7 protein-coding genes and 2 tRNA genes are annotated in these 11747 nt (G+C 66.6%); 7 read left to right on the top strand and 2 right to left on the bottom strand.

Translation table 11 applies throughout. The annotated features are described in order from the left end of the window. Positions 1-45: 45 nt before the first annotated feature. Positions 46-1329 carry a macrolide 2'-phosphotransferase gene (locus ACR65J_RS03080; RefSeq protein WP_440165982.1) on the bottom strand — a complete coding sequence of 428 codons (1284 nt, stop codon included), beginning with the start codon at positions 1327-1329 and terminating at the stop codon, positions 46-48. A gap of 143 nt (positions 1330-1472) precedes the next feature. On the opposite strand from ACR65J_RS03080, the gene nudC reads away from it, so the two are divergent. Genes nudC through ACR65J_RS03065 form a run of 3 tightly spaced genes read left to right on the top strand, consistent with a single transcriptional unit; the run spans position 1473 to position 5297 of the window. Then, positions 1473-2495, top strand: coding sequence for an NAD(+) diphosphatase (nudC, locus tag ACR65J_RS03075; protein WP_440165980.1), 1023 nt, complete (start codon positions 1473-1475; stop codon positions 2493-2495). Between the two features lie 55 nt (positions 2496-2550). After that, entirely contained in the window at positions 2551-4686 is a 2136-nt protein-coding gene (locus ACR65J_RS03070) for an ATP-dependent DNA helicase UvrD2 (protein WP_440165978.1), read from the top strand. Next, positions 4683-5297, top strand: coding sequence for a M48 metallopeptidase family protein (locus ACR65J_RS03065; RefSeq protein WP_440165976.1), 615 nt, complete (start codon positions 4683-4685; stop codon positions 5295-5297). The genes ACR65J_RS03070 and ACR65J_RS03065 overlap by 4 nt, the downstream gene beginning before the upstream one ends. An 87-nt stretch (positions 5298-5384) precedes the next feature. On the opposite strand, the gene ACR65J_RS03060 is transcribed toward ACR65J_RS03065, so the two are convergent. Further along, complete coding sequence (locus tag ACR65J_RS03060) at positions 5385-6830, bottom strand: zinc-dependent metalloprotease (RefSeq protein WP_440165974.1); 1446 nt, start codon at positions 6828-6830, stop codon at positions 5385-5387. A gap of 136 nt (positions 6831-6966) precedes the next feature. Here ACR65J_RS03060 and ACR65J_RS03055 point away from each other — a divergent pair, with 136 nt between their 5' ends. The 4 genes from ACR65J_RS03055 (at position 6967) to ACR65J_RS03040 (ending at position 11747) form a co-directional block, all read left to right on the top strand. Further along, positions 6967-8178 (top strand): YlbL family protein, encoded by a 1212-nt coding sequence (locus ACR65J_RS03055; protein WP_440165972.1) that lies wholly within the window; start codon positions 6967-6969, stop codon positions 8176-8178. A gap of 140 nt (positions 8179-8318) precedes the next feature. Next, positions 8319-11330 (top strand): UPF0182 family membrane protein, encoded by a 3012-nt coding sequence (locus ACR65J_RS03050; RefSeq protein WP_440165970.1) that lies wholly within the window; start codon positions 8319-8321, stop codon positions 11328-11330. A gap of 118 nt (positions 11331-11448) precedes the next feature. Continuing rightward, a tRNA-Met gene (locus ACR65J_RS03045) sits at positions 11449-11522 on the top strand. A 152-nt stretch (positions 11523-11674) separates the two neighbouring features. After that, positions 11675-11747 (top strand) — tRNA-Met (locus ACR65J_RS03040).

The raw sequence follows: 11747 nt of genomic DNA, 5'->3' as shown, positions 1-11747 counted from the left end.
GGGGAACGGCGAACGTAGGGCCCCAAGGGGCAGGGCCTGTCCCGCTTAGCCCCGGTTCGCGTTGATGACCGAAATGGCCGCGGTGGACGTATCGTCCGGACCTTTGGCTTCAGTGGACGGCGCCTCTATGGGCTCAGCGCCCGCAGCGGGCGGCTCTGCCGGGGTAGGTGCCACGTGGACGGCGGGTTGTGACGGCCCTTCCGGTGGCACCTGCACATCCGGTATGGCAGTTGCCGCTGGTTCGGCCGGGACGGGGATGACGGTAACTGCAGGACTGACCGCAGAACTGCCGCCCGCGGACGCCGGGAGAGTCGAGGTACCGGCGGGCGCGGGTGCCGTGGCGGGTGCCGGAACCTCGACGCCCGCAGCAGGGGTGCTCTTGGCCGGCAGGGGTTCGACGCTGATTGGCTGGCCGCCGAATTCGGCGATGTCGCTGGCAAGGCTCTCCAGCATTCCCTCGGCCTCGCTGACCATTTCCTGGTCGCCGGCCGCCAGGCCCTTGACCAGGTACTGCGCCAGGGCAAATTCGGCTGACAGGGCGGCCCTGCGCAGCAGGTGCTGGTCCGGGACGTCGCGGCGGCTGGAAGTGTAAGACGCCAGGACGGCATCAATGAAGTCCTGTTCATTGGAGGCCACCAGCCAGGCAAAATCGTCTGCGGGGTCACCGATGCGCAGGTCCGTCCAACCGGTGACAGCGGTCACCCGTCCCGATTCCACCAGCAGGTTGTCCTCGTGCAGGTCGCCATGGACAACGCAGGGGTTGAACCGCCAGAGGGACACGTCTTCCATGGCATGTTCCCAGCGCCGAAGCAGTGCGGCTGGGATCTTGCCCGTTGTCGCTGCCTGGTCCAGTTCGTTCAGCCTCCGTTGGCGGAACTCGTTGGGGGTGTAGCTGGGCAGGTCGGCGTTGCTGACCAGGGACCGGGGAAGGTCGTGGACCGCGGCCAGCGCGGAACCGATTTCGCGGGCAAGGCCGGCGGGTCCGGATGTCAGCTCCTCTACGCTGCGCGTGCTCCCGGACAGGTGTGAGTAAACGAAGGTAGTGAGGCTTCCCAGGCGGACGCTGCCGGCGACCGTAGGCATCAGGAACGGCAATTCCGCGCGGACGGCGGGAGCGAAGGCGCGCAGCACCAGGAACTCCGTTTCCAGCCGCGTGCTGGCTTCGGCATGCCGCGGCGACCGGACCCGCCAGCGCTTGCCTTCGGAATCAAGGAGCAGGGCCGAGTCGAAGTCCGCGGGGTCATCCGGCGCAGAGCTAACAGCTGTCGGGGTCAGTCCGGGGACTGCCGCGGTTGCAATCGCCGCCAGTTCAATCGGTTTTCTTCTCACCGTTCCACGGTAGATTGCGCGCCGTCCCAGACGGCGGTCTGGCCGCGGCGAGTCTCCAGATAGCTGGAAATCGGGGGGTACCCCCGCACCGGACGGGCCCGGCCGAAATGTGAAATGTCGGCAGCAGTCAGTACGGTGGAAGCATGAGCCATGCGGAGTCTGTTACACCCGTCCACCAGGCCGTGCAAGCGCCCCTGCCCGCGAACCACCTGGTGGACACCCTGCTCCCGGTGAGGCCGGCGCTGGTGGACCGCGGATCCGCTGTCCGCGGCAGGCCCGGCATGGTGGATGAGCTGCTCTCCGGCCCGGACGCGGTGGCCGCAGTCCTGTCCCGGCGCCAGGGGCTGGTGCGGGGCAGCAATCTGGTCTTGGCAGGGGCCAAGGACCTTTTGGCAGAACTCACGGCAGCAGGGGTGGCGCCGGAGCTCGTCGTGTACCTGGGATCCGCATTGCCCGCCGCGGATCTTCCGGCCGGCACCGAGTTGCTGCTGTTCGTGCTGCCCGAACCACCCGAGCCCGGCACCGCCGGGATTCCCGCAGACGCAACCTGGGCCGGTTTCCGGGAGGTCGCGGCAGGATTGACCGCCACTTCCACCGCCCTTTTCGTGGAGTCCAGCGCTATCGCCAACTGGCATGCAGCCCATACCCACTGCCCGCGTTGCGGGACGCCTACGGACGTTGAGTCAGGCGGCTGGGTTCGACGGTGTCCCGCGGACAAGTCCGAGCACTTTCCGCGTACGGACCCGGCCATCATTGTCACAGTGGTCGGCCCGGACGGCCGGCTGCTCCTTGGCGGCGGTGGTCCGGTGGATGCCCGGAACTACTCCACCCTGGCCGGGTTCGTGGAGCCTGGAGAGTCGCTGGAGGAAGCCGTGGTCCGCGAGATCCAGGAAGAGGTTGGAGTGAGGGTCACAGCCTGCCAGTACCTCGGCTCCCAGTCGTGGCCGTTCCCGGCCTCGCTTATGCTTGGTTTTACCGCCGTCACCGAGGACACCCAGGCAACGCCCGACGGCGTGGAGGTCACCAGGGCCCGCTGGTTCAGCCGCGAGGAACTCCAGGAAGCGGTGCTCAGTGGTGAGATCACCATTTCCACCCGGCTCTCCATTGCGCGTTCCCTGATTGAGCACTGGTACGGCGGCCGGATCCAGGACCTGGCCGGCGCCTAAGTTATTCCATCCACCAGACTCCAGCACGCGGTAGTCGAGAAACAAAGCAGCAGAAGTGACTACAGAAAATTTTGACGGAGCAGCCTCCCTTGAGGACCGGATCCTCGGAGGGCTGGACGCAGAACAGCGTGAGGTGGCCAGTACGCTGAGCGGCCCGTTGTGCGTGCTGGCCGGCGCCGGAACCGGAAAGACCCGCGCCATCACCCACCGCATTGCCTATGGGGTTCACTCAGGCGTTTACAGCCCGCAGCGCCTGCTCGCGGTGACGTTCACGGCCCGGGCGGCGGCGGAGATGCGCAGCCGGCTGCGCGACCTCGGTGCCGGAAACGTGCAGGCCCGGACTTTCCACGCCGCAGCCCTGCGGCAGCTGCAGTTCTTTTGGCCGCAGGCCGTAGGCGGCACACTGCCCAACCTGCTGGACCACAAGGCGCAGATGCTGGCAGAAGCCGCCCGGCGGCTGCGGCTCAGCACCGACCGCGCCTCCATCCGCGATCTTGCCTCCGAGATTGAATGGGCCAAAGTGTCCATGCTGACCCCTGCGAACTACCTGGAAAACGCCCAGGGGAGGGGCGCACCCGGCGGGTTCGACCTTACTGCGGTCGCCCGGGTCTTCCAGTCCTACGAGGACGTCAAGACGGACCGCAATGTCATCGACTTTGAGGACGTCCTGCTGATCACCGTGGGCATCCTGCAGGAGGACGAGAAGGTGGCTGCCACCGTCCGGGAACAATACCGGCACTTCGTGGTGGACGAGTACCAGGACGTTTCCCCGCTGCAGCAGCGGCTCCTGGAGCTCTGGCTCGGCGGCCGTGACGAACTGTGCGTGGTGGGTGACGCCAGCCAGACCATCTACTCCTTTACCGGTGCATCGCCCAAGCACCTGCTGGATTTCAAGGCCCGTTACCCGCAGGCCAACGTGGTCAAGCTGGTCCGGGACTACCGGTCCACCCCGCAGGTGGTGAAACTGGCCAATGACCTGCTGGGCGGTCGCCGCAGCGGCGGGCCCACCGCCGACGCCGCCTGGGCTGCACCCCTCCAGCTCGTGGCGCAGCGCCCTGCCGGGCCGGCGCCCCAGTTCACCGAGTGCACGGACGACGAAGCCGAAGCTGCCACCGTGGCGCAGAAGATCAAGGCACTGCTCGACGCCGGGACTCCGGCCAGCGAAATGGCCGTCCTTTTCCGCACCAACGGCCAGTCCGAGGCCTACGAACAGGCGCTCGCAGCGGCAGGAATCGGCTACCAGTTGCGGGGCGGTGAACGCTTTTTCGCCCGCAAGGAGGTCCGGGACGCCATCCTCCAGTTGCGCGCAGCCACCAGGGCCGTATCAGAAACGGACACACCGGAACCGCTGGGCCAGCTGGTACGGGACATCGTCTCCTCCCTCGGCTACACGGATGCCGCTCCGCACAACGGCGGAGCCCTGCGCGAGCGGTGGGAGTCGCTCGCGGCGCTGGTGGCGCTTGCCGATGAACTCGTCCAAAACCGCGGTCCCCAGTTCGGCCTGTCGGATTTCGTCAACGAACTCCAGGAACGCTCCCTGGCCCAGCACGCGCCGACGGTCCAGGGCGTGACGCTGGCTTCCCTCCACGCAGCCAAGGGCCTGGAATGGGACGCAGTCTTCCTGGTGGGGCTCAGCGAAGGCCTGATGCCCATTTCCTTCGCCGATTCACCTGAGTCGGTGGATGAGGAACGCCGCCTGCTGTACGTCGGCATCACCCGGGCCCGCGAACACCTCTTCCTCTCGTGGAGCACCGCAAGGACTCCCGGGGGCCGCGCCAACCGGAAACCATCCCGGTTCCTGGACGGCCTGCGGCCTGATTCGGTGGCAAGCTCCAGTGCCCGGGGAAAAGGAACCGCTCCACGCCGCAAGGCTGCCGCGCCCGCCGTGTGCCGTGTCTGCGGCACCATGCTGGCCACCGGGGCCGAACGCAAGGTGGGCCGCTGCAACGCCTGTCCCCCCACGTACGAGGAACAGACCTTTGACGCACTCCGCAACTGGCGCCGTGAGGTGGCGCAGTCCGCGGATGTCCCCGCGTTCGTCGTGTTCACCGATGCCACCCTTACTGCCATTGCCGAGGCCAGGCCGGCGTCGCTGGAGGAGCTCGCCGGCCTCGCCGGTGTCGGCCCGTCCAAGCTGGAAAAGTACGGGGAAGACGTCCTCCGGGTCCTGGTTGAAAGCTCCGTCCTGTGAATCGCGGCACCGGTTCCGGAGCCCGCCAGGGCGCCCCGCTGACCACATCAGGCGGCGCCCCTGTGGAGGTGCGGCGCTCTGCCAGGCGTACGCGGACGGTTGCGGCGTTCTGGGAGGACGGAACAGCGGTGGTTGCCATTCCGGCCCGCTTCACTGCCGCCCAGGAACGGGAGTGGGTGCACCGCATGCTGGCGAAGCTGCACAAGCAGGGGGACCGGCGGGCTGCAGACGGCCGCCGCCGCCCCGCCACCGACGATGCCCTGGCAGCCCACGCCGCACACCTGTCGGCACAGTACCTCGGCGGCCGGTCAGCTCCCGTGTCCGTCCGCTGGGTCAGCAACCAAAACTCCCGGTGGGGCTCCGCCACGCCGGCCGACGGAACGATCCGCCTGTCGGACAAACTGCGGCCCATGCCGCAGTGGGTCATCGACTACGTCCTGCTGCACGAACTGGCCCACCTCCTGGTGGCGTCACACAACGCCGCGTTCTGGAAGCTGCTGGACGCCTACCCTGAAACCCAGCGGGCCAAGGCATTCCTCGAAGGTGTTTCGTTTGCCACGTCCCGGGGACTGGACAAGGACGGCACGGCCGGCAGCGGCGACGCCGACTAGCTCATGCCCGGAACACCGATCAGGCCTTAAAAACCTCCGGCGGGCCAGGAATCCTGGCCCGCCGAGGGTAGTCGGGGGTGCTAAGTGTCAGCCTTTGGGCTGGCCTGTTCCGCCGTCGTCGTCCTTGTCCCCGGCATCGCCGGCAGCATCGTCGGTGCCCGCCGCTCCGCCTTCATCAGTGGAGGTGCCGTCAAACCCGCCACTGAGCAGTTTCTGAAGGGCGTCATCAACTTCGCTGTCGCTGGCCTCGGCGAGCTTGCGGCGGGAGCTGAAGCCCTTGGGATCGTCCAGGTCCTCCGCCGTGGGAAGCAGGTCGGGGTGGTGCCAGATGGCGTCCCGGCCCTCGATGCCGCGCTCCTCCTTCAGCGTGGCCCACAGGGTGGCGGCGTCGCGGAGCCTGCGCGGCCGCAGCTCCAGCCCAACCAGGGACGCGAAGGCGTGCTCGGCCGGACCGCCCGTTGCCCGGCGGCGCCGCACGGTTTCCCGCAGGGCGCCGGCCGACGGCAGCACCTTCTCGGTAGCTGCCGCGGTTAGTTCGTCCACCCAGCCTTCCACCAGGGCCAGCGCCGTCTCGAGCTTCTCCAGGGCCTGTTCCTGCGCCGGTGTCCGCTGCGGCATGAACACACCCTGCGACAGGGCCTCCTGGATGCCTTCCGGATTGCTCGGGTCAAGGTCGCGGGCCAGTTCCTCGATGCGCGAGGTGTCGATGTGGATGCCGCGGGCGTAAGCCTCGATGGCGCCCAGCAGGTGTCCGCGCAGCCAGGGGACCTGCACGAAGAGCCGCGCGTGCGCGGCTTCCCGCACGGCAAGGAACAGCCGGATGTCATTCTCGGGCAGGGACAGGCCCTCGCCGAAGGCGGCAACGTTTGCCGGCAGCAGTGCCATTTCAAGGTCGGCCAGCGGAACGCCGATGTCGGTGGAGCTCACCACGTCCTTGGACAGGGCACCGATGGCCTGGCCCAGCTGCATGCCGAAGATCGCGCCGCCCATGTTCTGCAGCATGGAGGAAGCGCCACCCATCATGGACTTCATCTCCTCCGGCATCTGCTCCGTCATCGCGGAGGAGAGCGCGTTGGCGATGCTGTTGGCCACGGGTTCGGTCAGCCGCTTCCAGGTGCCGAGGGTGGCCTCCACCCATTCCGCCCGCGACCATGCCTTGCCGATCAGGCCGGTGGCGGGCAGGTCGGTGACAGGGTCCAGCCACAGCTCGGCAAGGCGGAGGGCCTCGTCCACCTCCCGGGACTGGTGCGCCGAGACCGAAGGATCGGAGCTGCCGGCGGCCACCCGCCTCGCGTTGTCGTGGGCCAGCGTCCAGTTAACGGGGCCCTCGGACGGGGCGCTCATCATCGCCTGCACCTGCGAGAACATCTGGGCCAGCAGGTTGGGGTCATCCGGCAGCCCGGCAGCCTTGGCGAGTTCGGCGGGGTCGAAGTTCTCCATCCCCTTGCCGCCCATCAGGTTCTGCAGCATTTCGGTCAACGGATCCTTTGGATTGTCGTCGCCGTTGGACGGATTGAGTGGGTTGGAGGTCATGGTCCCGCCGATCGATGGTGTGACTGTTGATCAACCTTCACGGTACCCCGGCGCCGGTCGGCTGTCTGCCGCCCGACGTCGTCGTTCGCTCTAGGCAAAGCGCCCCGGCGCGCCGCCACCGCGTAGTGTTGGTGGGGTGACTACAACCCGTGGCGGCCATCCCTCCGAGGACCACGTTCCAGAACTTTCCCCCTTCTCCACCACCGGGCCTGTGGGTGCCGGCGGCCCGCCGGAAAGGGCAGGCGGAAGCGGCACAGCGGGTGTAGTCACCAGTGCCGGCGCGGACGACGGCGGGCGCCCCGGGAGGTGCCTTTCCACCATGATGGTTGCCGGGCTGGCGGCGTTGGGGCTGGGAATTGCCGTGGGCACGCTTCCGGTGCCTTACGTCATCGAGTCGCCCGGGCCCACCTACAACACCCTGGGGGAGAGCCAGGGGCACCCGGTGATCAATGTCAGCGGCCACGAAACGTATCCCGCCGCCGGGAGCCTGGACCTGACGACGGTGTACGTCGACGGCGGCCCCACCGGTTCCGTCAGCATCCTCAACGCCTTCTCCGCCTGGCTGGACAACTCCAAAGCCGTCTACCCGGTGGAACTGATCTATCCCACGGGAACCACCAGGGAGGAGGCCCAGGAACAAAGCGCGGTGGCCATGGCCACGTCCCAGGAAAACGCGGTGGCCTCCGCCCTGAACGAACTCAAGATTCCGTTCGGCGAGCAGCTCCAGGCCGCGGGCCTGTCCAAGGATTCAGCGTCCGCGGGCAAGATCCAGCAAGGGGACATCCTCAAGTCCATCAACGGCAAGGACATCACCTCACTGAGCGTCATCCAGGATGAACTGGCGGCGGGCAAGGGGGCTCCGGCTGCCCTGACGGTGGAGCGGGCGGGCCAGCCCGTCGCCCTGGAAGTGACGCCCAAGGACAACGGCCAGGGCCGGTTCATTCTCGGCGTCATGCTGAAGTACTTGTTCAGTTTCCCCTTCCAGGTACAGATCTCCCTGGACAAGGTGGGCGGCCCCAGCGCCGGACTCATGTTCTCGCTGGGCATCATCGATACGGTGACGCCGGGCGACCTTACCGGGGGCAAGCACATTGCGGGAACCGGCACCATTTCACCTGACGGTGCGGTGGGACCCATTGGCGGCATCGGCCAAAAGATGCAAGGTGCCCGCTCGTCCGGAGCCTCACTGTTCCTGGCGCCCGCCGGTAATTGCGACGAGGTTGCCGGCCACATCCCCGACGGCCTTCAGGTGGTACGCGTGGAAAACCTTACCGAGGCGCGGCATGCTGTGGAACTGGCCGGAAGCGGGCAGGACACATCCGCACTTCCTGGGTGCACCGGCAAATAGGCCGGTCCCAACTAGACTCGACAGGAACTAAGCTTTACCGCCACTCGTGGCACTGATGACGGACGAAACCAGCCGTTTGACCGGTACCGTACGTCGCTCGCACGCTTCGAATCTCGACGACCAGCTATGAGGTACCCAGTTTGTCCCGTCCCGCCAGCACCACGTCCACAGGAAGGCCCCCATCGCGACGGGGCGCCCTGACGCCCACCCTCATCGTCGTCGCCCTGGTGGTAGTGGGCTTCATATTCTTCGCCAACGTCTGGACCGACGTCCTTTGGTACCGGCAACTGGGCTTCATCGAGGTCTTCGTCACCGAAAACCTCGCCAAGATCGCCACATTCGTGGCTGGTTTCGCCATCATGTTCGCGGCGGTTTTCTTCTCCATCCGCATCGCCTACAACGCAAGGCCGGTCTACGCCCCGGACTCCGAGATCCGGGACAACCTCAACCGGTACCAGGCGCAGCTGGAGCCTGTCCGCAGGATCGTCATGGTGGGCCTGCCGGTCCTCTTCGGCCTGTTCGCGGGCAGCGCGGCCGCCAGCCAGTGGCAGAAGGTGCTGCTCTTCTTCAACCAGGTCGGTTTCGGGCAGACGGACCCGCAGTTCAACATGGACATCAGCTTCTACCTGATGACCCTGCCGTTCCTGGGGTTCGTCACCGGGTTCCTGATCAGCGTCGTGGTGATCGCGGGCATCGCCGGCATCCTCACCCACTACCTGTACGGCAGTATCCGCCTGATGGAGCGTGGGGTGTTCACCAGCCGCGCGGCGCAGATCCATATCGCCGTCACCGGTGCAGCCTTCCTGATCCTCCTGGGCATCAACTTCTGGCTTGACCGCTACTCCTCGGTGCAAAGCAACGGCGGGCGCTGGGCCGGTGCCCTCTACACGGACGTCAACGCCGTCATCCCCACCAAGGCGATCCTCGCCGTGGCTGCCGTCCTGGTGGCCATCCTCTTCATCGTTGCCGCCGTCATCGGACGCTGGCGGCTGCCGGTCATCGGTACTGCCATGTTGATCATTACCTCCATCCTGGCGGGCGGAGTTTATCCATGGGTCATCCAGCAGTTCCAGGTCCGTCCGTCGGAGCAAACGCTGGAGCGGGAATACATCCAGCGCAACATCGACAACACCCGCAGGGCGTATGGCCTGGACGGCGTCCAGGAAACCCGGTACGACGCAACCAACACGGCAAGCACCGGCGCGCTCGCCCCGGATGCCCAGACCACCGCCAACATCCGGCTCCTGGACCCCAACCTGATCTCGGACGCTTTCGCGCAGCTGGAACAGTACCGGCCGTACTACCAGTTCCCCAAGGCCCTTAACGTGGACCGCTACGAGGTGGACGGCAAGATCCAGGACACGGTGATCGCCGTGCGGGAACTGAACCCCACGAACGTTGCCACCAACCAGCAGGGCTGGCTGAACCAGCACGTGGTCTACACGCACGGCTACGGGGTTGTGGCGGCCAAGGGCAACAAGTTCACCGTGGACGGCAAGCCCGAGTTCCTGCAGTCCGGCATCCCGTCCACTGGCGTGTTGGGCAACGACACCACCTACGAACCGCGGATCTACTTCGGTGAAACCTCGCCGGAATACTCCATCGTGGGTGCCCCGGACGGCGCCACGCCGCGCGAGCAGGACCGCCCCTCCGGCAAGGAAGGGGAGGGCGAAACCCAGTACACGTTCAAGGGGAATGGGGGCCCGAACGTTGGCTCCTTCTTCAACAAGATCCTCTACGCCATCAAGTTCCAGTCCTCGGACCTGCTGCTCTCGGACGGTGTGAACCCGGCCTCGCAGATCCTCTACGACCGCAGCCCCCGCGAACGCGTCCAGAAGGTGGCCCCCTACCTGACGGTGGACGGCGGCGCCTACCCGGCGGTGGTGGACGGCCGGGTCAAGTGGATCGTGGACGGCTACACTACCAGCCAGTACTACCCGTACTCGCAGCAGAAGTCGCTGTCGGATGCCACCGCGGATTCGCAAACGACTTCCGGCCGTGCCGTGGCCCTGCCCAACAGCACGGTGAACTACATCCGCAACTCCGTAAAAGCCACCGTGGACGCCTATGACGGCTCAGTGACCCTCTATGCATGGGACGACACCGATCCCGTCCTCAAGGCCTGGCAGAAGGTCTTCCCGTCCTCCCTGAAGCCGTACTCGGAGATGTCAGGGGCGGTGATGAGCCACGTCCGCTACCCGGAGGACCTGTTCAAGGTCCAGCGCGAGCTGCTGGGGCAGTACCACGTGACCGATCCCATCAGCTTCTACAAGAACAACGACGCATGGAGCGTGCCCGCCGATCCCACGGTGGACACCGACGTGAAGCAACCGCCGTTCTACATGTCGCTGCAGATGCCGGACCAGGAGAAGCCCGCATTCCAGCTGACGTCCTCCTTCATCCCGCAGATCGTCAACGGCAACGCGCGCAACGTCCTGTACGGCTTCCTTGCCGCGGACTCGGATGCAGGCAACGAGTCGGGAGTGAAGGCTGAGGGCTACGGAAAGTTGCGTTTGCTGCAGATCCCGCCGGAAACACAGGTGCCGGGTCCGGGGCAGGCGCAAAACAAATTCAACTCAGACCCCACCGTTTCACAGGCGCTCAACCTGCTGCGCCAGGGCGCGTCGGACGTCCTGAACGGCAACCTGCTCACCCTGCCGGTGGGCGGCGGCATCCTGTATGTGCAGCCGGTCTACCTCAAGTCAACGGGTGAGACGTCATACCCCACCCTCCAGCGCGTGCTGGTGGCTTTCGGCGACAAGGTCGGTTTCGCGCCCACACTCGATGCAGCCCTGAAGCAGCTGTTTGGAGGGGACTCCGGTGCAGCCGCGGGGGATTCCGCCAACAACGGCCAGACCCCTGCAGGACCGGCAGCGCCTGCCACCCCTGCCGAGGCGGACGCGAAGGCCCAGCTCAAGGCGGCCCTGGACGAGGCGAACGCCGCTATCCAGGCCGGCCAAACGGCGCTCGCAGCCGGCGACTTTGCTGCCTATGGCGACGCGCAGAAGAAGGTTGCGGCCGCGCTGAAGAAGGCGATGGACGCTGAGGCCAAGATTCCGGTCACTGCTCCGGAGGCCAGCCCGGCCCCCGCTGCGTCCGCGTCGCCTTCGGCCTCCCCGTCCCCTTCCTCGTCCCCGTCAGCGGGTCAGTAGTACGACGGCGGCACCCGGCACCCGATCCCCGCGGGGCCGGGTGCCGGGGCGGCGTAACGGACGTCACGCCGCTGCGATTTGGCCTGGGGTTCACCTCCCGGTAAAGTAGTTCTTGCGACGCGGGGTGGAGCAGTTCGGTAGCTCGCTGGGCTCATAACCCAGAGGTCACAGGTTCAAATCCTGTCCCCGCAACTGAGGAAAGGCCCGGACATTGGCAACAATGTCCGGGCCTTTTGCTTTCCCGGCTGATGTGGGTTCCACGGGGTAGTTGTGGGCCCACTGTGCCCGCGGTGTGCGGGCGTGGTCGGGGGCGCCGCAAAAGTAGGGTAGTGTTGATCAAGCGACGCGGGGTGGAGCAGTTCGGTAGCTCGCTGGGCTCATAACCCAGAGGTCACAGGTTCAAATCCTGTCCCCGCA

The sequence above is a fragment of the Arthrobacter sp. SAFR-044 genome (genome assembly GCF_059414985.1).
Note: the sequence above shows the minus strand (reverse complement) of the source record. Positions and strands in the feature narration are given on the sequence as shown.